Origin of the sequence: Luteibacter sp. UNCMF366Tsu5.1 (assembly GCF_900119235.1) — a bacterium.
Classification (GTDB): Bacteria; Pseudomonadota; Gammaproteobacteria; order Xanthomonadales; family Rhodanobacteraceae; genus Luteibacter; species Luteibacter flocculans.
Genome location: NZ_FPIS01000002.1, coordinates 563,682 through 585,992, shown reverse-complemented (window position 1 = coordinate 585,992; position 22,311 = coordinate 563,682). Strand labels below are relative to the sequence as shown.

The window sequence follows — 22,311 nt, the reverse complement described above, 5'->3', positions numbered from 1 at the left end:
ACCTGTTCACCCCATTCCCGCCGCTCCGGAGCCGCCATGGCCTTTCGTACGCTCACCACCGCCGATCGTGGCGCCGTCCGCACGATCACCGTCAACCGCCCCGACAAGCTGAACGCACTCAACCGCGAGACCATCGGTGAGCTGACGCTGGCGTTTCGCCAGGCAGCGCAGGACGACGGCGTGCGCGTGGTGGTGCTGTCCGGTGCGGGCGAGAAGGCCTTCGTGGCCGGCGCGGACATCTCGGAAATGACCGCCTGGACGCCGGTGCAGGCGCAGGCGGCCTCGCACGCCGGGCAGACCTTGATGCTTACGGTCGAACGCCTCGGCAAGCCGGTGATTGCGCGCATCCATGGCTACGCGCTGGGCGGCGGCATGGAACTGGCGATGGCCTGCCATCTGCGTGTGGCGAGCGAGAAAGCACGCTTCGGCCAGCCGGAAATCGGCCTTGGCCTGATTCCCGGCTTCGGCGGCACGCAGCGACTGACCCGTCTCACTGGGCGTGGCGCGGCGCTGGAACTCTGCCTGCTCGGCCAGCAGATCGATGCCGCACGTGCCGAACGCCTCGGCCTCGTGACGCGCGTGGTCGCCGCGGATGAACTGGACGCCACCGTCGATGCCATGGCCGACCAGCTCGCCGCCGCCGCGCCGCTTGCGCTGAAGGGCATTCTCGACGCGGTGATCGAAGGCGGCGAATGCGCGATCGATCAAGGTCTGGCGTTTGAAACGCAGGGCTTCGCGATCGCCTTCTCCACCGAAGACATGCGCGAAGGCACGTCGGCATTTCTGGAACGGCGCAAGGCGAGCTTCAAGGGCGCCTGAGCGTCCGCCGAGGCAGAACCCGGCGCGGCGTCAGAGCCGGCACGCCGTCTTGGTGGGAGCCGGCCTGCCGGCGATGGGTGCTCGCGCCAGGCTTACCCGCTGCGGCCGTATCGCCGTACAAGCCCCTCCTAAACGAACCTAGCGCCCGCCGCGATAGGTCAGCTCGCCTGCTTCCACGCGCACGTCGAGCCGGTTCTCCGGCGGCGCGAGTTGGCAGGTGGCATACGGGGTAAAGACGCACGGCGGATTGCGGGCCAGATTGAAGTCGAGCACGAGCTTGCCGTCGACGGGCAGGCCCGTATCGAGGAAGCGCCCTGCACCGTAGGTTTCCTTGCCGCTGGTCAGATCCCCGAAGATGAAGAACAGCGCATCGGGCGTCTCGTGGTACGGATACAGCTCGTGGGTTTTTCCATCGCGCGTGAAGACCGCCTTTCCAGGAACGAGCTCTTTCTCGATGGTGCCGATCGCGGTACCGAGTTCGAGTTCGTAGGGCGGATCGAACGGCACCCAGTCGGCGACGACACGCCACGTCGAATCGACCGGGAAATAATCCAGCCCGCGGAAGTCGATGCGCGTCGGCGCGGCCTCGTCGCGCACGCGCAAGGCCTTGCGGCCGTCACGCTGGATGACGAAAAGTCGCGCAGAGCCGAACTGCACTTCACTCGGCATACGTCCGCCCGCGTCGTCGAGCAACGTGGCGCGCGGCACCTCGACGCCGTCCACGCGCGCGTCGCTGCCCGGAGCAAACGTGATCGTCGTGCTGCCGTCATCCTGCAAGGTGACGACGCCGAGTTCGGCGGGGCCGGCCGTAAGCACAATATCGTTGTGACTCGCGCTGCCGATACGGTTCGCTCCCTCCTTCAGCCATTCGAAGGCGATCAGGCTGAGCCAGCCGCCGGGCGCCGTCAGCAGTGCAAGGCGAGCAGCGCGGGCTTCGTCCACCTCGCGCGCGTGAGTGGAAGGGTCGGTCATGACGATCTCGTGGGCAGGTGAGCAGGAGAGAGAGGAACGCTGACGTCAGCGACCGCGCAGGAACAGACGATCGAGTTCGCCGAGCGAGAGTTGCACCCAGGTGGGCCGGCCGTGATTGCATTGACCCGAGCGTTCGGTGGCTTCCATCTCACGCAGCAGGGCATTCATTTCGGGAATGCCGAGGCGTCGGCCGGCACGCACGGAACCATGACAGGCCATGGTGGAGAGCAACTCGTTCTCCAGCTCTTCCAGTCGGTGCGAACTGCCGTGTTGCGCCAGTTCGCCAAGTACATCGCGCGTCAATTGCGCCACGTCGGCGCCTTCGAGCAGTGACGGAATGCGGCGCACGACCACGCCGCTGGGACCACTGCGCGACAGTTCGAGGCCCCACTCACCAAGAGCTTCCGCATGCTCTTCGGCCGCAGCGGCCTCCTTCGCACTCACAGCAATCGACAATGGCACCAGCAACATCTGCGAGCGCAGATTGGCGGTGACGCGACCGTTCTTCAGTTTTTCGTAGGTGATGCGTTCGTGGGCCGCATGCATGTCGACGAGCACGAGGCCGTGCGCGTTCTCCGCGAGCACATAGATGTTCTTCAATTGCGCGATCGCATAGCCGAGCGGCGGAACGTCGCCGCCCTCTTCCGACGCGTTGCCGGCGGGCGGCGTCCACGAGGTTACCGGCGTAGACGGCTGCGTCGAACCAAACAGCGTCGCGTAGTCGGCGAGCGGCGTGTCGCGCACACCGAGGTTCAAACGCGACTGACTGGCCGACTGCGGCCACGCAGGCATCGAAGATGACGACAACGACGACGTGCGCGCTTCCGCGAAACCACTTCCACCGACGGCCATGGGCATGGGCGCCTCCGAAACCGGCACGGCGATGCCGGCGCGGGTCTGTGCCAGCGCCTCGTGCAGCGTGCGGAAGAGGAAGTCGTGAATGAGTCGCTGCTCGCGAAAACGCACTTCGCTTTTTGCCGGATGCACATTGACATCCACGCCTGCGGGATCGAGTTCGAGAAACAGCACGAACACCGGATGCCGCCCGTGGAAGAGCACATCCGCATACGCCTGGCGCACCGCATGGGCCACAACGCGATCGCGCACGAGCCGGCCATTGACGTAGAAATACTGCTGATCCGCCTGCGAACGCGACGCCGTCGGCAGACCGACCCAGCCGGATAGACGCATGCCGGCGGCCTCGTGCTCCACACGCAGGGCCTGGCCTGGGAAGTCCGCACCAAGCACCTCGGCGACGCGCGCCAGCGCGGCATGCTCGTCGCGCGCGGGCTTCAGCAGACGCACCGGCTTGCCGTTGTGGCTGAGCCGGATGTCCACGCCTTCGCGCGCCAGCGCCAGCGATTTCAACAGGTCGTCGATATGCGCGAACTCGGTGCGTTCCGCACGAAGGAACTTGCGCCGCGCCGGCACGTTGTAGAACAGATCGCGCACCTCGATGGTGGTGCCCGGCGGATGCTGAGCGGGCCTCACCTCCTGGGTGCGGCCGCCATCGACTTCGATCCGCCATGCGGCGTCTTCGTGAGGCTGTCGTGAGGTGAGCGAGAAACGCGCCACCGACGATACCGAGGCCAGCGCTTCACCACGGAATCCCATGCTGGACACGCGCTCCAGATCGTCGAAGCTGCCGATCTTGCTGGTGGCGTGCGAAGCGACGGCCAAGGCGAGTTCGTCGCGCGGGATGCCGCCACCGTCGTCACGCACGCGGATCAACCGCACCCCGCCTTGTTCGATATCGACTTCGATGCGTCGCGCACCGGCGTCGATGCTGTTCTCGACGAGTTCCTTCACCACCGAGGCGGGGCGCTCGATGACTTCACCGGCCGCGATCTGATTGATCAGCTCGGGGGGCAGTGGACGGATGGGCATGGGAAAGACCTGACAGCACGTTCAGGCCAAGAGGATAGCCGAAGGTGTACCGGGTGGGAGCCAGCCTGCTGGCGATGGGTGCTTGCGGCGAGTGCCGATCGCCAGCAGGCTGGCTCCCACCGGGCTAGGTACCGATCAGCCCGACGGAATCACCATCACCGAGCCGACGCGCACCGTGTTGTCGGTCATCTTGTTGGCGAGCTTCAACGCACCGACCGACACGCCGTATTGCTGGGCGATGCCGGTAAGGGTCTCGCCCCGGTTGACGCGATGCACGTCGCGCACGTTGTCGTCGGCACGGCCGCGCGGCGCACGGGCGCTGGCTGGCTTGTCCGCCTTGGCGATCGCGCGGTCGGCCGCCTTGGTCGAGGGCGCGGCGCGTGGTGCGGGCGCTGCGGCAGCCGTGCCGCTGCTGTCATCCGCGTTGTCGCTGTCGTCATTGCCGTTGTCCTTGACGGACGAGGCGGGTGGCGTGACCGAGGCGACCACCGTCCCATTGCGACGAGCGGCCTGCGCAGCGAACCAGGTGCCGGGAGGCGGCATCGACTCGAAATAATTGCGCACGCCACCGAGCACGGCCGTCGCCAGTTCGCGGCGGTGGCCCTCGTCGCGCAGGCGGCGTTCCTCGGACGGATTGGTGATGAACGCGGTTTCCACCAGGATCGACGGCACGTCCGGCGAGCGCAGCACCACGAAGTTCGCGCGCTCCACGTAGCCGCGATGCGTCGGGCCGAGGCGCCCCAGCGCCTTGAGCACGTTGCCGGCGATGGATTCGCTTGCCTGCATCGCGTAACCCTGCTGCAGATCCAACAGGACCGCGGCCAGCGTGTCGTCCTTGTCGTCGAGCGAGACACCGCCCACGAGGTCGGCGCGGTTTTCGCGGTCGGCCAGCCAGCGGGCAGCTTCGGACGTCTTGCCTCGCGGCGAGAGCACCCAGACCGAAGAACCCTTGGCGTCGCTGTTCTTGAAGGCGTCCGCGTGGATCGAGACGAACATGTCCGCGTTGTGCTCGCGCGCGATCTGGTAGCGACGCTTCAACGGAATGAAGTAATCACCGTTGCGGGTCAGCACGGCCTGCATGCCAGGCTGGCGGTTGATCTGATCGGCGAGCTCGCGCGCCACCTGCAGCGTGACATCTTTCTCGCGCAGGCCGGTGGCGCCGCGGGCACCCGGATCTTCGCCACCATGACCGGCGTCGATGGCCACGACGACCTTACGTTCACTGGCAAGCATCGGCGGCTTGCCGGCAGGCACGGTTTTGCCGCGCGACGTACGCGCGGGCGCAACGGAAACCTTCGCAGGCGCCGCGGCCACCGCCGGTGCGTCGTCCGTGACCGGGTTGTCACCCGGGTCACTCTGTCCTCCGGGGTACAGGTCCAGGACCAGGCGATAGCCGTAATCCCCGGCCGGCTTGAGCAGGAAACTCTTGGGCTTCGCCGTGGCGTCCACCGTGGCAACCACTCGCGCCGCGCCGCCCTGTTTGACGGCCTTCATGGACTTGAACAGGCCCTGCCCCGACGGCGTCGAGAAATCGCCGGCCACCGAGCTGCCGGCCACATCGAGCACGACGCTCCCAGGCGTATCGCCCTGGGACATCTTGTACGTCGCGGGACCGGACAGGTCGAAAACCACGCGCGTGTATTCGGGGCCCGCCCAGACGCGCGCCGCTTTGATGTCAGCCGCGGATACGGACGCAGCCGCCAGCGCCGCGACAGCCGTCACGCACGCAATAAGTCCAAGTTTGTTAGTGATTCCCCTCATATGGCCAGGATTGAACTCCATGCGCCCGCTGAATGCAAGGCGTTTTCCCTTGTTAATCCATGACCTGCGAACACTTCGTCAACGCGCGTACAGGAAAGGTCCGCAAATGAGCAGAAACGGGGCAACCGGATGACCGCGCCCCGAGGGCGGGCCCGCGCGACCCACTGTCGTTATCGGTTGCCTTGCAGGCGTTCGCTAAACCGCTGCCCAGCCTCCGACGCAGCCTCCACCCGCACGGCACGACCGGTGCCGTCATGGCGGAAATGCAAGGCGAGATCCACTGGCGGCAACGCTCCTGCACCGCGCTCGGGCCACTCCACCAGCACGATGGCGCCGGGTTCGGCGAGGCTGTCCAACCCCAGCCATTCCAGCTCCCCGGGGTCCGCAATGCGGTAGAGATCCAGATGGAAAGCGCGGCGCTCGCCGACGTCGTAGCCCTCGATCAGGCTGTACGTCGGGCTTTTCACCCGCTCGCCGACGCCAAGCGCACGCAGGAAGGCACGTGCAAAGGTAGTCTTGCCCGCACCGAGGTCGCCGTACAGGTGCATGACCAGCCCCCCATCCAGCGCAGCAGCGAACTGCTGCCCCAGCGCGAGCGTGGCTTCCTCGTCCGCCAGGTAACGGTCGCCCCCTCCGCTCATGCGTGCACCCCGTTGACGAGACGGCGCAACGGGATCAGCAGATCGCCCGCCAGCAAGCCGCGCTGTCCCTCCCGCGCGGCGACGTCGGCTGCGCGTGCGTGGAGCCCCACGCCGAGACAAGCCGCGTGGTAGGGCTCGCATCCCTGGGCGAGCAGGCCCGCGATGATTCCCGTGAGCGTGTCGCCCATGCCGCCACTGGCCATACCGGGGTTACCCCACGGGCAAACCGACACCTCGCCTTCTGCAGAAGCGATCAGGCTGCCGTTGCCCTTGAGCACGACCGTGGCTTGGAAGCGCGCAGCCAGCGCGCGCGCCGCGGCGAAGCGATCGGCCTGCACGTCGGTCGTGGACATACCGAGCAAACGGGCCGCCTCCCCCGGATGCGGCGTGAGCACCGTCTTAGCGGGCAACGCACGCGGTTCGGAATGCAGGAGGTTGAGGCCGTCGGCATCGAGTACCGTCGGCTTGTCAGCATCCAGCGCGGTCGTCCATAAGGCATGGCCCCATGCGGCCTGACCCAGGCCCGGGCCGAGCGCCAGCACGGACGCCTTGTCGAGCATCGGCTGCAGCGTCTGCGGGCCGTCCACGCCGTGGGGCATGAGTTCGGGCCGCGCCGCATTCATCGCCAGGACGTTCTGGTCGCGCGTTGCGACGCTGACGAGACCCGCCCCCGTACGCAGTGCCGCTTCGGCCGCCATGCGGATCGCGCCGCCCGTACCGTGGTCGCCGCCGATCGCGAGGACGTGGCCGTTGCTGCCCTTGTGCGAGTCCAGCGCCCGCGGCGGAAGGCTCTCGGCCACCAGCAGGCGGGCGTCGGGCGCCTCCAGGACCGAGGCCGGCAGATCGAGCGTATGCAATTCGACGTCGCCGGCCACTTCGGCTTGGTGCGTGTACAGCCCGCGCTTGCGGACGATGAAGGTCGCCGTGGCCGTGGCGCGCACGGCCACGCCCGGGCAGGCACCCGTGTCGGCCGAAAGGCCGGACGGGACATCCAGGGCCAATAGCGGGACTCGCGCGGCATTGATCGCCTCGATAGCCTCCCGCGCCTCACCTTCGGGCGCTCCATTGAGGCCGGTGCCGTAGATGGCGTCGACCATCACGTCGGCAGGCGCGAGACCGCCCCAGGCAGAAAGAGGTTGGGCGACACCACCGAGCGCCTCGAACGCCTGCCGCGCGCGGCGCGCGTCGTCGCCTTTTGGCGGGTCCAGCGCAATGAGATCCACGGCGAGGCCATCGGCAAGCGCATCGCGCGCGACGAGGTAACCGTCGCCACCGTTGTTGCCGCCGCCGCAGACGACGCGCACGCGGCGAGACGCCGGCCAGCGTCGGCGCAGCATGGCGTACGCAGCGGATGCCGCACGTGTCATCAATTCGAAGCCGGGAATCTCCAGCTCGCGCGTGGCGCGCTGGTCGATGGCGCGCGATTGCGCGGACGTGAAGAGGTCGACGGCGGGATCGTGAGCGGTCATCGGCCGATTATAGGAGCCCCCGGTAGAATGGGCGCATGCCTGCCCCACCTTCCATCGACTACGCCGCCCTCGCCGCCGACATCAAGCAATGGGCGCGCGAACTCGGCTTCGCCGACGTCGGCATCGCAGGCACGGATCTCGGAAACGACGAAGCCTATCTGGAACGCTGGCTCGCCGACGGGCACCACGGCGAGATGGACTACATGGCACGGCATGGCACGCGGCGCAGCCGCCCGGCCGAACTCGAGCCCGGCACGCTGCGGGTCATCTCCCTGCGCATGGACTACACGCCGCCCGGCGTGCCGAATGCGTGGGATGTGATCCGCGACGGCGAGAAAGCCTATGTCGCTCGTTATGCGCTCGGCCGCGATTATCACAAGCTGATGCGCAACCGTTTGCAGAAGCTCGCGTCGCGTATCGAAGAGCGTATCGGCGAGTTCAAGTACCGCGCGTACGTCGACTCGGCACCGGTGCTCGAGAAGGCGATTGCACGCAACGCGGGCCTTGGCTGGATCGGTAAGCACACGGTGCTGATCAACAAGCGCGCGGGTTCGTACTTTTTCCTCGGCGAGCTGTACACCGACCTGCCATTGCCGCTCGACGCGCCGGCCAGCGCGCACTGCGGCAGTTGCCGACGCTGCATCGATATCTGCCCTACCCAGGCGATCGTGGCGCCTTATCGCCTCGATGCGCGCCGCTGCATCTCGTATCTCACCATCGAGCTGAAAGGCAGCATTCCCGTCGAGCTGCGCGAACCCATGGGCAACCGCGTCTTCGGCTGCGACGACTGCCAACTCATCTGCCCGTGGAACAAGTTCGCCCAGGAAGCGGCAGAACCCGATTTCGCACCGCGCCACAGCCTCGACGGACCCAAACTCGTCGAACTTTTCGCATGGAGCGAAGAGGAGTTTCTCTCGCGCACCGAGGGTATGGCGATCCGACGCACAGGCTACGAAGGGTGGCTACGCAACCTTGCGGTCGGGCTCGGCAATGCGCCGGCTAGCGATGAAATCCTATCGGCGCTCAATGCGCGGGCAGATCATCCGTCACCGATGGTCCGTGAACATGTTGCTTGGGCGCTCGAACAACAGATGCGTCGAACGCACTGAGCGATCAGACGTCCTCCGCGCCAAACGTTAGTGACGATCACGCCCAGCCAAGGTGCCCAAGGTGCGTGATGCATGATCGCCATGCCGGCTCGCCGCGATGGCGATGAGCCGGCATGGGACATGATGAGGCCACGCAACTGTCCGATCAGACCATCCCGCCCGACTTCCTCACGATCAGCATCGCGAGCTCGAGCGACTGCTCGTAGTTGAGGCGTGGATCGACCATCGACTTGTAGGCACGGTCGAGATCCTGCTCCACGAGACCGCGCGCACCGCCGAGACATTCCGTGACGTTCTCGCCGGTCAGTTCCAGATGCACGCCACCCAGTCGCGTGCCGGCCGCGGCATGGATGTCGAACGCCTGATCGAGTTCGCCTGCGATATTCGCGAAACGGCGGGTCTTGTAGCCGTTGCTGGTGCTCTCGGTGTTGCCGTGCATCGGATCGGCCACCCACAAAACGCGACGGCCTTCGCGCTTTACCGCTTCGAGCAACGGCTGCAACTGCGTGGCGATCTTGTCGTTGCCCATGCGATGGATCAACGTCAGGCGACCCGCTTCCTCGTTCGGGTTGAGCACGTCGATGAGGCGCAGCAGATCATCCGGCTGCACGGTCGGCCCCACCTTGACGGCGATCGGGTTACGTATGCCGCGGAAGTATTCCGTGTGCGCGCCATCGAGCGCCGCCGTACGCATGCCGATCCACGGGAAGTGCGTCGACAGGTTGAACCAGCCATGCTGTCGCGGCACGCGGCGCGTCAGTGCTTCTTCGTAATGAAGTAGCAACGCTTCGTGCGAGGTGTAGAAATCCACGCGCGAATAGCTGGAAATGGACTGCCCGGCGAGGGTCTCCATGAAGCGCAGCGAATCGCCGATGCTGGCGACCATGCGCTTGTACTCGGCCGCGAGCGGAGAATGCTCCACCCACGCGAGATCCCAGTACTCCGGGTGATGCAGGTCGGCGAAACCGCCATCGATGAGCGCACGAACGAAGTTCATCGTCATGGCCGAACGCGCATGCGCCTTGATGAGACGCTGCGGATCGGCACGCCGCGCTTCGGCGGTGAATTCAGGACTGTTGACCAGGTCGCCGCGGAACGCCGGCAGCGTCACGCCGTCGCGTGTCTCGTTATCGGCGGAACGCGGCTTGGCGTATTGACCGGCAAACCGACCCACACGCAGCACAGGCTTCTTCAGCCCGTGCACGAGCACGAGACTCATCTGCAGCAGCACCTTGAGGCGATTGGAGATGATCGAGCTGTTGCAGTCGGCGAAGCTCTCCGCACAGTCACCGCCCTGAAGCAGAAAACGCTCGCCTTCCTGGGCCTCGGCGATGCGCTGCTTCAGCGCGAGGATCTCCCAGGAGGTCACCAGCGGCGGCAGATCGCCCAGTTGTGCAAGCGCGCGCGCCAGTTCGTCGGCGTCTTCATAGGTCGGCTGCTGGAGGGCGGTCCTCGACCGCCACGAACCCGGCGTCCAGTCGAGGGACGGAGGCGTTACGGTCTTGAGGGAGTGCTGCATGACGGTGCTCTACGTGAAGTGCGCCTTGCGAGGCGCGGGAGGTCAACGAACGGAACGACGAACGGCCAGAAGGGCCCAGACGATGAGGACAATGAACCACAACAGGGTCCAACCGGGCATCGGAATACCAAGAATGGGTTCGATCTTCGCGCATTCACCGGAGCCGGTGAATGCGAGTTTCAGCATCTTCGCAAAGGGAAACGCATCGAACAGGTAACCGAGCCCGGGGCCGCACGCAGGAACCTCGGAGGCCGGCAACGACTGCAGCCAGAGATGGCGGCCTGCCGTGGCGATGCCCCAAAGGCCGCCCAGCGTGACGAGCCCGGCATACGTCGCGCGCATGCCGATGCGTGCGGGCGCGTGCAAGCCACCCACCAGAAAGAACAGACCCATGAAGCACACGGCGATGCGCTGGAAAATACACAGCGGGCATGGATCCAGATGCATCACGTATTGCGCGTACAGCGCAAAAGCCATGAGCGCAACGCACACGACGAAGCCGGCGAGATAGCGCGTACGGAAAGACCAAAGACGAGGGTTCATACCGGGGATGGTGCGTTGCGGGACACCCACGTTAACTCTTTGTGCATGCGCTTGTCAGCACTCGCACGAAGTTTCCTTTGTAACCAAGTCAATGGGTTGCGTTCAAGCATGCGGTTATCGCTTGGATGTTGGCGGTACTCGCTGTGCGCTTCGTTGGATTTCGGTGGCGCGGCGTGCGTAAGTGCAATGCAGGCGGGCGGAATCGCGGAGAGCGACAGCGCGGGTTCTGCGGGACCGCCGTCGGCCACCGTGCTCGGCGCTTCGGCTGCACCTTCGCTTGGGTAGGGAGGCCGCTACGCGGCCGTGTCTGATGGCTGCGCCCCTGCGCGCCCGCGTCACGAACGGGGGTTTCCGATGCGGCGTCCCTGGCCGGCCCCCTGCGGGCCTTATCGCTCGTGCCGCTCGGTTACGCCAAGTCGCGCCGAGGGCTGCGGAACGGCGGCGGACCTTCAAGCCCCAGGCGCAGGCTCTAGGGCGAAACCTAGCGAAGCAAAACCCAAACGACGGTCAACGCTCTAGGGCTAGCTACCCGTACGCCCACCACCGCGGAAGCAAAAAAAAAGACCCCGGCAGGTCACCCTGCCGGGGTCTCGATACGCGATCAGCCTGGAGGCTTACTCGGCGTCGACGGCTTCGCCCTGGGTCGGACGATCGACCAGTTCGACATACGCCATCGGCGCATTGTCGCCCGGGCGGAAGCCGCACTTGAGGATGCGCAGGTAGCCGCCGGGACGCTCGCGGTAGCGAGGACCGAGTTCGACGAACAGCTTGCCGACGGCCTGCTTGTCGCGCAGGCGCGAGAAAGCGAGGCGGCGGTTGGCAACGCCATCGGTCTTGGCGAGCGTGATGAGCGGCTCGGCAACGCGACGGAGTTCCTTGGCCTTGGGAAGGGTGGTGCGGATCAGCTCGTGCTTGATCAGCGACGCGGCCATGTTCTTGAACATGGCTTCGCGGTGGCTGCTCGTACGGTTGAGCTTGCGACCGGATTTCTGGTGGCGCATGGCGATTTACTCTCAATGTCTGTTGTTATGAAAAGCCGGTCAGGATGAGCCGACTTCCCGCGGTTACCCGCTGATGCGAGGCTGTCAAAACGCCTCGTTATAAGAGCACGGCCTCTTTGGACCGCTTTCGAATTCCGAAGGAAGTGCCTGAGGCATCCCACGGATGGCGCAAAGGACCGGGGCGATCGAATGTCGATCGCCCCGTTTACATCAGCCCAGCTGCATGCCGTGCGAGAGACCCGGCGGCGGCCAGTTTTCCAATTTCATGCCGAGAGCGAGACCACGTCCGCCCAGCACGTCCTTGATTTCGGTCAGGGACTTCTTGCCCAGGTTCGGCGTCTTCAACAACTCGACTTCGGTCTTCTGGACCAGGTCGCCGATGTAGTAGATGCTTTCGGCCTTGAGGCAGTTGGCGGAACGGACCGTGAGTTCGAGGTCGTCGATCGGGCGCAGCAGGAGCGGATCGAAACCGCCCTTCTCCGCCTTGGTCGAATCGCTTTCGCGACGCGAGAAATCGCCGAACACCGAGAGCTGATCGTTGATGATCTCGGCCGCCTTACGGACGGCGTCTTCAGCACCGATCGTGCCGTTCGTCTCGATGTCGAGCACGAGCTTGTCGAGGTTGGTGCGCTGCTCGACACGAGCGGCGTCCACTTCATAAGCCACGCGCAGGACCGGCGCGAATGACGCGTCGAGCTGCAGACGACCGATCGGACGCGTCTCATCATCCGGATGCTGGCGCGCGCTGGCCGGCTGGTAGCCGACGCCACGACGCACCTTCAAACGCATGTTGAGCGCCACATCCTTGGTGAGGTGGCAGATCACGTGTTCGGGGTTCACGATTTCGACGGAGTGATCGACGGCGATATCGCCGGCCGTGACCACGCCCTTGCCCTTCTTCGACAGCGTCAGGGTGACTTCATCACCGCTGTGCTGACGGATGGCAACGTCCTTGAGGTTCAGCAGGACTTCGATCACGTCCTCCTGCAGGCCTTCCAAGGTGGTGTACTCGTGCAGCACGCCGTCGATTTCGACCTCGACGATCGCGCTGCCCGGAATCGAAGAGAGCAGCACGCGACGCAGCGCGTTGCCCAGGGTGTGACCGAAGCCACGCTCGAGCGGCTCGACCACCACCTTCGCGCGGTTCGCTCCAAGCTGCTCGACGCTGAGGCCACGAGGCCGCAGCACACTAGTTGACGAAACTGCCATGCAAGGCTCCGGTGGATTACTTCGAGTAAAGCTCGACGATCAGGGCTTCGTTGATATCGGCCGGCAGATCGCCACGATCCGGAACGGCCTTGAACGTGCCTGCGAACTTCTTGCTGTCGACCTCGACCCACGACGGACGAAGATCCATCGTGTCGTAGATCGTCGCCGCTTCCTGCACGCGCAACTGCGTGCGGGCCTTCTCGGTCAGCGAGACCTCATCGCCCGGACGGACGTGGTACGAAGGCACGTTGACCTTCTTACCGTTGACCGTGACGGACTTATGAGCCACCAGCTGGCGAGCCTGGGCGCGGGTGACCGCGAAACCCATGCGGTAGACGACATTGTCGAGACGGCTTTCCAGGAGGCGAAGCAGGTTTTCACCCGTGTTGCCCTTCTGGGTCGAAGCCTTGGTGTAGTAATTGCTGAACTGACGCTCAAGCACGCCGTAGATGCGCTTGACCTTCTGCTTCTCACGAAGCTGAACAGCGTAGTCGGACAGACGGGCGCGCTTGTTGGCGCCATGCTGGCCGGGCTTGTTTTCGAGCTTGCACTTGGAATCAAGCGCGCGAGCAGGGCTCTTCAGACCGAGGTCAGCACCCTCACGACGCGCCAGCTTGCAGGTAGCTCCACGATAACGGGCCATGGTTATGCTCCTTAGACGCGACGCTTCTTGGGGGGACGGCAGCCGTTATGCGGAATCGGCGTGACGTCAATAATGTTGAGCACCTTGTAGCCCAACGCGTTCAGAGAGCGCACCGCCGACTCGCGGCCCGGGCCGGGGCCCTTGATGCGCACTTCCACGGTCTTGACACCGTAGTCGCCCGCGGCGCGGCCAGCCTTTTCGGCGGCAACCTGCGCTGCGAACGGGGTCGACTTACGGGAACCGCGGAAACCCGCGCCGCCCGCCGTCGCCCACGACAGAGCATTGCCCTGACGGTCGGTGATCGTGACGATGGTGTTGTTGAAAGAAGCCTGCACGTGGGCCACGGCATCCGTGACGACGCGCTTGATCTTCTTCTTGGTCTTAACCGGCTTAGCCATATTCGGTATCCGTTACTTCTTGATCGGACGACGCGGACCCTTACGGGTACGGGCGTTGGTACGCGTGCGCTGGCCGCGCACCGGCAGGCCGCGACGATGGCGCAGGCCACGGTAGCAACCAAGGTCCATCAGACGCTTGACGGCCATGCCGATTTCGCGGCGAAGGTCGCCTTCGACCGTGTACTTCGCGACTTCGGCACGGATCTTCTCGACCTCGCCCTCACTCAGCGACTTGATCGGGGTGGTCGCAACCACGCCCGCGTCGACACAAACCTGCTTCGCCCGCGAACGGCCGATTCCGTAAATGCTCTGCAAACCAACCCAGACATGCTTCTGGACCGGCAAATTGACACCCGCGATGCGCGCCATGATGTACTGTCTCCGATGCGTTTCGTGCGCGGTAAACGCGCAATTCTAACCTGAATTAACCTAAACCGGAAGTCCCGGGGTCTAGCACCCCGAGACCTCCCTGTGGGGGTCTCTGTCGCGTCTCAGCTACGACGGAGATTCGACTTCTTAAGCAGACTCTCGTACTGGTGGCTCACAAGATGGGCCTGGACCTGAGCCGTAAAGTCCATCACCACCACCACCACGATCAGCAGCGACGTGCCGCCGAAATAGAACGGTACGTGCCAGGCGTTCTGCATGAACGTCGGCACCAGGCAGACCAGCACGATGTAGAGCGCGCCGACACCGGTAAGCCGGGTCATGACGCCATCGATATAGTCGGCCGTGGCACGACCCGGACGAATACCCGGGATCAACGCCCCCGAACGCTTGAGGTTATCGGCCGTTTCCTGCGAATTGAACACGATCGCGGTATAGAAGAAGGCGAAACCGATCACCAGCACGGCGAACACGATGTCGTGGACCGGCTCCCCCGGGCTCAGCGCCGTGGTCAACCACTGCAGCCAACGGGACTGGTGGGCAGAGCCAAACCAGGTCGCCGCGGTTGCGGGGAAGAGCAGCAGGCTGGTCGCGAAGATCGGCGGAATGACGCCCGCCATATTGATCTTCAGCGGCAGGTGCGAGGTCTGGCGCTGGAACTGACGCTGGCTACCCTGCTTCGCATAGTTCACGGTGATGCGCCGCTGGGCGCGCTCCATGAACACCACGAAGGCCGTGACCGCGAGGATCACCACGGTAACCATCAGCAGCTTCAGGACCGACAGCTCGCCGTTGTTCGCCATGGTCAGCGTGTGCGCGATGGCACCCGGCAGACCCGCAACGATACCGGCGAAGATCAGCATCGAGATACCGTTTCCGATACCGCGCTCCGTGATCTGCTCGCCCAGCCACATCAGGAACATCGTGCCGGCGGTGAGGCCGACGACGGATGCCAGGACGAAGCCGGCGCCCGGCATGTAGACCACCGGCGCACCGCCCGCTGCCACCTGCTTCTGCAGGGCAACAGCGATACCGAACGCCTGGAAAGCCGCCAGACCTACCGTGCCGAAACGCGTGTACGTGGTCATCTTGCGACGACCCGCCTCGCCTTCCTTGCGCAGCGCCATGAGCGCCGGAACGACCGAGCCCATCATCTGCACCACGATCGATGCCGAAATGTACGGCACCACACCGAGAGCGAACACCGAGAAGCGGGAGAGCGAGCCACCCGAGAACATGTTGACCATGTTCAGGAGGCCGCCGCCGCCCTCGACCAGGCTCGTCATCGCCTCGGGGTTCACGCCCGGAACGGGAATGAACGAACCGAGGCGGAAGACGATCAGCGCACCAATAAGGAAAAAGATGCGCTGACGCAGTTCCGTCAGTTTGCCCAGCGAGCCGAGCGTTGTGCCCTGCGCTGCAGCCACCTGATTACTCCACGCTGCCGCCGGCGGCTTCGATGGCCGCCTTGGCGCCGGCCGTCGCAAGCACGCCCTGGAGCTTGATGGCGCGATTGATCTCGCCCTTCAGCACCACCTTGACCTTCTTGGCGCGGCTGGTCACGAGACCGGCAGCGTGCAGTGCGATGAGGTCGATCGTGTCGCCCTGGATCGCGGCCAGCTTGTAGAGCATGACCTGCTCCGTATCGGCCTTCTTCAGCGAGCGGAAGCCGACCTTCGGCAGGCGACGCTGCAGCGGCATCTGGCCGCCTTCGAAACCGACGCGGTGCGTGTTACCGGCACGAGCGTGCTGACCCTTGTGGCCGCGGCCGGCGGTCTTGCCGAGGCCGGAACCGATACCGCGAGCAACGCGGGTGCGGGTCTTGCGAGCGCCCTTGCCGGGCTTGATGTCGTTAAGACGCATGATGCTTACTCCTCGACCCGAACCAGGTAGTAGACCGTGTTGATGAGGCCACGGACCTGGGGGCTATCCTTCAGTTCGCGCACGTCGTTGAGCTTGTTAAGACCCAGGGCCTTGACGCTCAGACGATGACGCCCCTGCACACCACGAAGGCCTTTGACCAGGCGAACGCGGACGGTGCCAGCGGTTTCGTTGTTCTTAGCCATTGCCCAGCACCTCTTCGATCGTCTTGCCACGCTTGGCGGCGATGCGCTTCGGCGAGGCGACGGCCTGCAGACCCTTGATCGTCGCGCGGACGAGGTTGATCGGGTTGCGCGAGCCGACGGCCTTCGCGAGGACGTTCTTCACGCCGACCACTTCGAGCACGGCGCGCATGGCACCGCCGGCGATCACGCCGGTACCTTCGGAAGCGGGCTGCATAAAGACGCGAGCGGCGCCGTGGTTGGCCTTGATGGCGTACCAAAGCGTGCCGTTGTTCAGTTCAATGCTCACCATGTTGCGGCGGGCGCGCTCCATGGCCTTGGAAATGGCGACCGGCACTTCACGAGCCTTGCCATAACCAAAGCCGACGCGACCTTCGCCATCGCCGACAACCGTCAGCGCGGTGAAGCTCATCTGGCGGCCACCCTTGACGGTCTTGGCCACGCGGTTGACGGCGATCAGCTTTTCAAGCATGCCGTCCGAATTTTCGCGATCTGTCGAGGACATCTCTTTTCCTGATAGCCCGGAAGAACCGGGACTTCTGTTTACGGCTCGGTCGCCGCTTGGAGTTGTAGTTACATCGGGCGGCACCGGCCCCGAAGGGCCGATGCCGTGGCCTGACGCCTCTTAGAACTTGAGGCCGGCCTCACGCGCCGCATCGGCAAGAGCCTTGATGCGACCGTGATAACGGAAACCCGAGCGATCGAACGCGACGGCTTCGATGCCGGCGGCCTTGGCGCGCTCGGCAATGACGCGACCGACCGTGGTGGCGGCTTCGACGTTCTTCTTGCTCTTGAGGCCTTCGGCCACCGACTTCTGCACAGTCGAGGCGGAAGCCACGACGGTGCCGTTCGGTGCAAAAACCTGGGCGTAGATGTGCTGACCGGTGCGATGCACGCTCAAGCGGGCGGCGCCGAGCTCACGGATGTGAGCACGGGTCGACTTGGCGCGGCGCAGGCGGGATTCGTTCTTGTTCATCGTCTCGTCTCCAGGAAGCGGATAGGCCGATTAGGCCTTCTTGGCTTCCTTCAGGATGATCGTCTCGCCGGCGTAACGGACACCCTTGCCCTTGTAGGGCTCGGGGGCACGGAACGCGCGGATCTTCGCTGCCACCTGGCCGACGAGCTGCTTGTCGGCGCCCTTGATGAGCACCTCCGTCTGCGTCGGGACTTCGATGGTGATGCCTTCCGGCGCCTCGAAGACAACCGGGTGCGAATAACCCAGCGACAGGTTCACCGACTTACCGGTGAGCTGCGCGCGGTAACCCACGCCGACCAGCTCCAGCTTCTTCTCGAAGCCGTTGGCGACGCCGTGGATCATGTTCGCGACGATGGCGCGGGCGGTACCGCCGAACTTGTCATCCCCGCCTTCGGCGACGACGACGTTGGCCACGCCATTTTCCTGCTGGAACGAAATGCCCGGCAGCTCATGGGTGGTCAGGGTGCCCTTCGGGCCCTTGACGGTGACGGTGCCATTGGCGATCGAGAGTTCGACGCCCTTCGGCAGGGTGATGGGCTTCTTGGCTACACGTGACATGTCGGTACTCCTTACGCCACCTGGCCGATGACTTCGCCGCCCAGACCCTTGGCACGGGCCTGCGCGTCGGTCAGGAGACCGGCGGAAGTCGAGATGATCGAGATACCCAGACCGCCGAGAACCTTCGGCAGCTCGTCCTTGCCACGATAGACGCGGAGACCGGAACGGCTGACACGGGAGATGGTCTCGATAGCCGGACGGCCTTCGAAATACTTCAGCTTGATTTCGAGCACCGGCTTACCCGCTTCGTCAGCGGCACGGGCGTCGAGAATGTAGCCTTCGTTCTGCAGAAGCTTGGCCAGGGCCAGCTTCATCTTCGACGACGGCATACGGACAACCGACTTGCCAGAGGCCTGGCCATTACGGATGCGCGTAAACAGATCGGCGATAGGATCAGTCATGCTCATAAGAAAATCCTTGAGAGTGCACCGATATCCGAATTACCGGAAATCTTGAATTGTAAAGCCGACAATCGTCGGTCTGCATTGCGCAGACCGACGACTATAACAGCTTGCCCCGCCCTTGGCGAGTTTTTTACCAGCTAGCCTTTCGCAGGCCCGGCACATCGCCACGCATGGTGGCTTCGCGGAGCTTGTTGCGGCCCAGGCCGAACTTGCTGTAGACGCCACGCGGGCGGCCGGTCAGGGCGCAGCGATTACGCTGGCGCACCGGGCTGGCATCACGCGGGAGCTTCTGCAGCTTGGTCTGGGCTTCCATCTTCTCGTCGTACGACGCAGAAGCGCTCAGGACGATCGCCTTCAGTTCGGCGCGCTTAGCGGCGAACTTCTTGACGAGCTTGGTGCGCTTGAGGTCGCGCTCGACCATCGAGGTCTTGGCCATGTTCTACCTGTGATCAGTTGCGGAACGGGAAGCTGAAGGCTTCCAGCAGCGCCTTGGCTTCTTCGTCGGTCTTGGCGGTGGTGGTGATGGAGATATCCATGCCACGCAGCGCGTCAACCTGATCGAAGTCGATTTCCGGGAAAATGATCTGTTCCTTGATGCCGAAGTTGTAGTTACCACGGCCATCGAAGGCACGGCCCGAGACACCACGGAAGTCGCGCGTACGCGGCAGCGAGATGTTGATCAGGCGGTCCAGGAATTCCCACATCTGGGCACGACGAAGCGTGACCTTGCAGCCGATCGGCCAACCGTCGCGGATCTTGAACGAAGCGACCGACACGCGGGCCTTCGTCGTGATCGGCTTCTGGCCGGCGATCTTGGTCATGTCGGCGACCGCGTTGTCGAGGATCTTCTTGTTACCGGCGGCTTCGCCGACGCCCATGTTGAGCGTGATCTTCGTGATGCGCGGGACTTCCATGACGTTCTGGTAACCGAAGCGCTCAGTGAGCTTCTGCATTACCGACTCTTTGTAAAACGTTTCAAGGCGGGTCATGACTTCGGTTCCTTACGCGTCGACCACTTCGCCCGAACGGAACACGCGCACCTTGCGCCCGTCCTCGAGCGTCTTGGTGCCCACGCGCTCGCCCTTGTTCGAGGCAGAGTTGAAGAGCTGGACATTGGAGATATGGATCGAGGCCTCACGCTCGACGATTCCACCCGGCTGGTTGGCCTGCGGATTCGGCTTGGTGTGACGCTTGACCAGGTTCACGTTCGAGACGACCACGCGGTCGCCATCGACGCGCAGCACATCGCCGCGCTGGCCCTTGTTCTTGCCGGTGATGACGACGACGTTATCACCCTTGCGGATACGGTTCATGGTCTGGCCTCCGCTCAGAGCACTTCGGGCGCGAGCGAGACGATCTTCATGAACTTCTCGCTGCGCAGCTCGCGGGTAACCGGCCCGAAAATACGGGTACCGATCGGCTCGAGCTTGTTGTTGAGGAGCACGGCCGCGTTACCGTCGAAACGGATCAGCGAACCGTCAGCGCGGCGCACACCCTTGGCGGTACGAACCACCACGGCGTTGTACACCTCACCCTTCTTGACCTTGCCGCGGGGAATGGCGTCCTTGACCGTCACCTTGATGACATCACCGACGCTGGCATAACGGCGCTTCGAGCCGCCCAGCACCTTGATGCACATCAGTTCCTTCGCGCCGCTGTTGTCCGCCGCGGAAAGCGTGCTTTGCATCTGAATCATCGCAGCTCTCCTTAAACTTCAGCGCGCGTGACGATTTCGACCACGCGGTGGTGTTTCGTCTTCGACAGCGGGCGGCATTCCGCAATACGGACCACGTCGCCCTCGTTCGCACCGGTTTCGTCGTGCGCGTGGAGCTTCGTGGAACGGCGGATGATCTTGCCGAGCAGCGGGTGCTGCACCTGGCGCTCGATCAACACCGTTACCGTGTTGGCCATCTTGTTGCTGATGACGCGGCCCTCGAGGGTGCGCGCCGTCTTCGTGTTATCGCTCATGTCCGCCGTCCTTACTTCTTGCCGCCGAGCACGAACTTCGTGCGGGCGATGTCACGCCGAACGCGGCGCAGCTGGTGCGGCTGAGTGAGCTGTCCGGAGCCCTTCTGCATGCGCAGATTGAACTGCTCCTTGCGAAGGTCCAGCAGATGCTGCTTCAGCTCTTCCGCCGACTTCTCTTTGATTTCTTTGCTGGCCATTACATCACCGCCCTGGAGACGAACTGGGTCTGCACGGAGAGCTTGGCTGCCGCCAGACGGAACGCTTCGCGTGCCGTCGCCTCGTCGACACCTTCGATTTCATAAAGCATGCGGCCGGGCTGGATCAGTGCAACCCAGAACTCGACGCCACCCTTACCGGCACCCATTCGAACTTCGATGGGCTTACGGGTGATCGGCTTGTCCGGGAACACGCGGATCCAAAGCTTGCCGCCACGCTTTACGTAGCGCGTGATGCAACGACGGGCCGCTTCGATCTGACGCGCGGTCAACTGACCGTGCGTCGTCGCCTTGAGGCCGTACTCGCCAAAGCTCACGAGGTTGGAGTTGAATGCCAGGCCGTCGTTACGGCCCTTATGCATCTTGCGGTACTTGGTACGCTTCGGTTGCAACATGGCAACGCTCCTTACTTGGCAGCGCGCTCACGCTCGCGGCGGTTTTCACCACCCTCGCGGCGCGACGACTGCTGAGGCTGCTGTTCTTCCTTCGACTCGGCCGTAGCGGCCGCCAGATCGAAGATCTCGCCCTTGTAGACCCATACCTTGACACCGATGATGCCGTACTGGGTCTTGGCTTCGGCGGTGCCGTAGTCGATATCCGCACGCAGCGTGTGCAGCGGAACGCGACCTTCGCGAGCCCACTCGGAGCGCGCGATCTCGGCACCGTTCAGACGGCCGGAGACGTTGATCTTGATGCCGAGGGCACCGAGGCGCATCGCGTTACCGACCGAGCGCTTCATGGCGCGGCGGAACATGATGCGACGCTCGAGCTGCTGAGCGATCGACTCGGCGACGAGCTGGGCGTCGAGTTCCGGCTTGCGGACTTCACTGACGTTGATGTGCGTCGGGACGCCCATCATGTCGGTGACTTCCTTGCGCAGCTTCTCGATGTCCTCACCCTTCTTGCCGATCACCACGCCCGGACGGGCGGTGTGGATCGTCACGCGGGCGGTCTTGGCCGGGCGCTCGATCTGGATCTTCGAGATACCGGCGGCGGCGAGCTTCTTGCGCAGCATCTCGCGGACCTTGAGGTCGGCAGCGAGGTACTGAGCGTACTCACCCTTGTTGGCGTACCACTTCGAGTTCCAGTCCTTGGCAATGCCGAGGCGGATACCGGTGGGATGAACTTTATGACCCATCGTTTCTTACCCCAGTCAGTTGCCGACAACCACAGTGATGTGGCTGGTGCGCTTCAGGATGCGCGAGCCGCGGCCTTTGGCGCGGGCGTACATACGCTTCATCGCCGGACCTTCGTCCACGAAGATGCGGGCCACCTTCAGCTCGTCCACGTCGGCACCGAGATTGTTCTCGGCGTTGGCGACGGCGGAGAGCAGCACCTTGCGAACAAGGTGTGCGGCCTTCTTGTTGGTAAAGGCAAGCACGTCGCTCGCCCGGCCCACGGGCATGCCGCGGACCAGGTCGGCCACCAGGCGTGCCTTCTGCGCCGAGATGCGGGCGCTGCGCAGGATCGCTTTGGCTTCGGTGCTCATCACTTGCCCTTCTTGTCGCCGGCGTGGCCCTTGTACGTGCGGGTCACCGCGAACTCGCCGAGCTTGTGCCCGACCATGTTCTCGTTGATCAACACAGGCACGTGCTGGCGGCCGTTGTGGATGGCGATGGTCAGACCGACCATCTCCGGCAGGATCATCGAGCGACGCGACCAGGTCTTGATCGGACGCTTGTTGTTGGCGGAAACGGCGGCTTCCACCTTCTTTACGAGGTGCAGGTCAACGAACGGACCTTTCTTTAGAGAGCGCGGCATGATCGTTT

31 protein-coding genes are annotated in these 22,311 nt (G+C 64.2%); 2 read left to right on the top strand and 29 right to left on the bottom strand.

Annotation, left to right across the window (positions count from 1 at the left end):
- Positions 1 to 36: 36 nt before the first annotated feature.
- Positions 37 to 819 carry an enoyl-CoA hydratase/isomerase family protein gene (locus BT115_RS11865; RefSeq protein WP_072322796.1) on the top strand — a complete coding sequence of 261 codons (783 nt, stop codon included), beginning with the start codon at positions 37 to 39 and terminating at the stop codon, positions 817 to 819.
- 138 nt (positions 820 to 957) lie between these two features.
- On the opposite strand, the gene BT115_RS11860 is transcribed toward BT115_RS11865, so the two are convergent.
- The 5 genes from BT115_RS11860 to BT115_RS11840 form a co-directional block, all read right to left on the bottom strand.
- Positions 958 to 1,791 carry a DUF1684 domain-containing protein gene (locus tag BT115_RS11860; RefSeq protein WP_072322795.1) on the bottom strand — a complete coding sequence of 278 codons (834 nt, stop codon included), beginning with the start codon at positions 1,789 to 1,791 and terminating at the stop codon, positions 958 to 960.
- Positions 1,792 to 1,836: 45 nt separating this feature from the next.
- Positions 1,837 to 3,678, bottom strand: coding sequence for a DNA mismatch repair endonuclease MutL (mutL, locus tag BT115_RS11855; protein WP_072322794.1), 1,842 nt, complete (start codon positions 3,676 to 3,678; stop codon positions 1,837 to 1,839).
- A 135-nt stretch (positions 3,679 to 3,813) separates the two neighbouring features.
- The gene (locus BT115_RS11850) at positions 3,814 to 5,439 is read right to left on the bottom strand and encodes an N-acetylmuramoyl-L-alanine amidase (RefSeq protein WP_072323182.1); all 1,626 of its coding nucleotides are present in this window, start codon (positions 5,437 to 5,439) and stop codon (positions 3,814 to 3,816) included.
- Positions 5,440 to 5,609: 170 nt separating this feature from the next.
- Positions 5,610 to 6,080: a tRNA (adenosine(37)-N6)-threonylcarbamoyltransferase complex ATPase subunit type 1 TsaE gene (gene tsaE, locus BT115_RS11845; RefSeq protein ID WP_072322793.1), complete on the bottom strand. Its 471-nt coding sequence runs from the start codon at positions 6,078 to 6,080 to the stop codon at positions 5,610 to 5,612.
- Positions 6,077 to 7,549, bottom strand: a complete 1,473-nt coding sequence (locus BT115_RS11840) for a bifunctional ADP-dependent NAD(P)H-hydrate dehydratase/NAD(P)H-hydrate epimerase (protein ID WP_072322792.1) — start codon at positions 7,547 to 7,549, stop codon at positions 6,077 to 6,079. Before BT115_RS11840 ends, tsaE begins: the two co-directional genes overlap by 4 nt.
- A 35-nt stretch (positions 7,550 to 7,584) precedes the next feature.
- Between BT115_RS11840 and queG the strand changes: the two genes are divergently transcribed.
- Positions 7,585 to 8,658, top strand: a complete 1,074-nt coding sequence (gene queG / locus BT115_RS11835) for a tRNA epoxyqueuosine(34) reductase QueG (RefSeq protein WP_072322791.1) — start codon at positions 7,585 to 7,587, stop codon at positions 8,656 to 8,658.
- 145 nt (positions 8,659 to 8,803) lie between these two features.
- On the opposite strand, the gene BT115_RS11830 is transcribed toward queG, so the two are convergent.
- The 24 genes from BT115_RS11830 to rpsS form a co-directional block, all read right to left on the bottom strand.
- Positions 8,804 to 10,177: a class II 3-deoxy-7-phosphoheptulonate synthase gene (locus BT115_RS11830; protein WP_072322790.1), complete on the bottom strand. Its 1,374-nt coding sequence runs from the start codon at positions 10,175 to 10,177 to the stop codon at positions 8,804 to 8,806.
- Between the two features lie 42 nt (positions 10,178 to 10,219).
- Entirely contained in the window at positions 10,220 to 10,720 is a 501-nt protein-coding gene (locus tag BT115_RS11825) for a disulfide bond formation protein B (protein ID WP_072322789.1), read from the bottom strand.
- Between the two features lie 614 nt (positions 10,721 to 11,334).
- The gene (gene rplQ / locus BT115_RS11820; protein WP_072322788.1) at positions 11,335 to 11,721 is read right to left on the bottom strand and encodes a 50S ribosomal protein L17; all 387 of its coding nucleotides are present in this window, start codon (positions 11,719 to 11,721) and stop codon (positions 11,335 to 11,337) included.
- 210 nt (positions 11,722 to 11,931) lie between these two features.
- Positions 11,932 to 12,930, bottom strand: coding sequence for a DNA-directed RNA polymerase subunit alpha (gene rpoA, locus BT115_RS11815; protein ID WP_046967234.1), 999 nt, complete (start codon positions 12,928 to 12,930; stop codon positions 11,932 to 11,934).
- A gap of 16 nt (positions 12,931 to 12,946) precedes the next feature.
- A complete protein-coding gene (gene rpsD, locus BT115_RS11810; protein ID WP_029213873.1) occupies positions 12,947 to 13,573 on the bottom strand; it encodes a 30S ribosomal protein S4 in 627 nt (208 codons plus the stop codon).
- A gap of 11 nt (positions 13,574 to 13,584) precedes the next feature.
- On the bottom strand, positions 13,585 to 13,971 hold the full coding sequence (gene rpsK, locus BT115_RS11805) for a 30S ribosomal protein S11 (protein ID WP_007513384.1): 387 nt from the start codon (positions 13,969 to 13,971) through the stop codon (positions 13,585 to 13,587).
- A 12-nt stretch (positions 13,972 to 13,983) separates the two neighbouring features.
- Positions 13,984 to 14,340, bottom strand: a complete 357-nt coding sequence (rpsM, locus tag BT115_RS11800) for a 30S ribosomal protein S13 (protein WP_072322787.1) — start codon at positions 14,338 to 14,340, stop codon at positions 13,984 to 13,986.
- 122 nt (positions 14,341 to 14,462) lie between these two features.
- Positions 14,463 to 15,785 (bottom strand): preprotein translocase subunit SecY, encoded by a 1,323-nt coding sequence (secY, locus tag BT115_RS11795; RefSeq protein WP_072322786.1) that lies wholly within the window; start codon positions 15,783 to 15,785, stop codon positions 14,463 to 14,465.
- A gap of 4 nt (positions 15,786 to 15,789) precedes the next feature.
- The gene (rplO, locus tag BT115_RS11790; protein WP_072322785.1) at positions 15,790 to 16,221 is read right to left on the bottom strand and encodes a 50S ribosomal protein L15; all 432 of its coding nucleotides are present in this window, start codon (positions 16,219 to 16,221) and stop codon (positions 15,790 to 15,792) included.
- A 5-nt stretch (positions 16,222 to 16,226) separates the two neighbouring features.
- Positions 16,227 to 16,424 (bottom strand): 50S ribosomal protein L30, encoded by a 198-nt coding sequence (gene rpmD, locus BT115_RS11785; RefSeq protein WP_045831139.1) that lies wholly within the window; start codon positions 16,422 to 16,424, stop codon positions 16,227 to 16,229.
- Complete coding sequence (gene rpsE / locus BT115_RS11780; protein WP_072322784.1) at positions 16,417 to 16,926, bottom strand: 30S ribosomal protein S5; 510 nt, start codon at positions 16,924 to 16,926, stop codon at positions 16,417 to 16,419. Before rpsE ends, rpmD begins: the two co-directional genes overlap by 8 nt.
- 120 nt (positions 16,927 to 17,046) lie before the next feature.
- The gene (gene rplR, locus BT115_RS11775) at positions 17,047 to 17,397 is read right to left on the bottom strand and encodes a 50S ribosomal protein L18 (protein ID WP_072322783.1); all 351 of its coding nucleotides are present in this window, start codon (positions 17,395 to 17,397) and stop codon (positions 17,047 to 17,049) included.
- A 30-nt stretch (positions 17,398 to 17,427) separates the two neighbouring features.
- On the bottom strand, positions 17,428 to 17,955 hold the full coding sequence (rplF, locus tag BT115_RS11770; RefSeq protein ID WP_072322782.1) for a 50S ribosomal protein L6: 528 nt from the start codon (positions 17,953 to 17,955) through the stop codon (positions 17,428 to 17,430).
- 11 nt (positions 17,956 to 17,966) lie between these two features.
- On the bottom strand, positions 17,967 to 18,362 hold the full coding sequence (gene rpsH, locus BT115_RS11765) for a 30S ribosomal protein S8 (protein ID WP_072322781.1): 396 nt from the start codon (positions 18,360 to 18,362) through the stop codon (positions 17,967 to 17,969).
- Positions 18,363 to 18,489: 127 nt separating this feature from the next.
- Positions 18,490 to 18,795, bottom strand: coding sequence for a 30S ribosomal protein S14 (gene rpsN, locus BT115_RS11760; RefSeq protein ID WP_072322780.1), 306 nt, complete (start codon positions 18,793 to 18,795; stop codon positions 18,490 to 18,492).
- Between the two features lie 13 nt (positions 18,796 to 18,808).
- Positions 18,809 to 19,348 (bottom strand): 50S ribosomal protein L5, encoded by a 540-nt coding sequence (gene rplE / locus BT115_RS11755; protein WP_072322779.1) that lies wholly within the window; start codon positions 19,346 to 19,348, stop codon positions 18,809 to 18,811.
- Between the two features lie 12 nt (positions 19,349 to 19,360).
- Positions 19,361 to 19,672, bottom strand: coding sequence for a 50S ribosomal protein L24 (gene rplX, locus BT115_RS11750; protein WP_072322778.1), 312 nt, complete (start codon positions 19,670 to 19,672; stop codon positions 19,361 to 19,363).
- A gap of 14 nt (positions 19,673 to 19,686) precedes the next feature.
- Positions 19,687 to 20,055, bottom strand: coding sequence for a 50S ribosomal protein L14 (gene rplN / locus BT115_RS11745; RefSeq protein ID WP_072322777.1), 369 nt, complete (start codon positions 20,053 to 20,055; stop codon positions 19,687 to 19,689).
- An 11-nt stretch (positions 20,056 to 20,066) separates the two neighbouring features.
- Positions 20,067 to 20,327: a 30S ribosomal protein S17 gene (gene rpsQ, locus BT115_RS11740; RefSeq protein ID WP_072322776.1), complete on the bottom strand. Its 261-nt coding sequence runs from the start codon at positions 20,325 to 20,327 to the stop codon at positions 20,067 to 20,069.
- Between the two features lie 11 nt (positions 20,328 to 20,338).
- Positions 20,339 to 20,524: a 50S ribosomal protein L29 gene (rpmC, locus tag BT115_RS11735; protein ID WP_072322775.1), complete on the bottom strand. Its 186-nt coding sequence runs from the start codon at positions 20,522 to 20,524 to the stop codon at positions 20,339 to 20,341.
- Positions 20,524 to 20,937, bottom strand: a complete 414-nt coding sequence (gene rplP, locus BT115_RS11730) for a 50S ribosomal protein L16 (protein ID WP_072322774.1) — start codon at positions 20,935 to 20,937, stop codon at positions 20,524 to 20,526. Before rplP ends, rpmC begins: the two co-directional genes overlap by 1 nt.
- Positions 20,938 to 20,948: 11 nt before the next feature.
- The gene (gene rpsC / locus BT115_RS11725) at positions 20,949 to 21,680 is read right to left on the bottom strand and encodes a 30S ribosomal protein S3 (protein WP_029213890.1); all 732 of its coding nucleotides are present in this window, start codon (positions 21,678 to 21,680) and stop codon (positions 20,949 to 20,951) included.
- A 15-nt stretch (positions 21,681 to 21,695) separates the two neighbouring features.
- Entirely contained in the window at positions 21,696 to 22,031 is a 336-nt protein-coding gene (rplV, locus tag BT115_RS11720; protein WP_029213891.1) for a 50S ribosomal protein L22, read from the bottom strand.
- On the bottom strand, positions 22,031 to 22,303 hold the full coding sequence (gene rpsS, locus BT115_RS11715; protein ID WP_029213892.1) for a 30S ribosomal protein S19: 273 nt from the start codon (positions 22,301 to 22,303) through the stop codon (positions 22,031 to 22,033). Before rpsS ends, rplV begins: the two co-directional genes overlap by 1 nt.
- Positions 22,304 to 22,311: the final 8 nt, after the last annotated feature.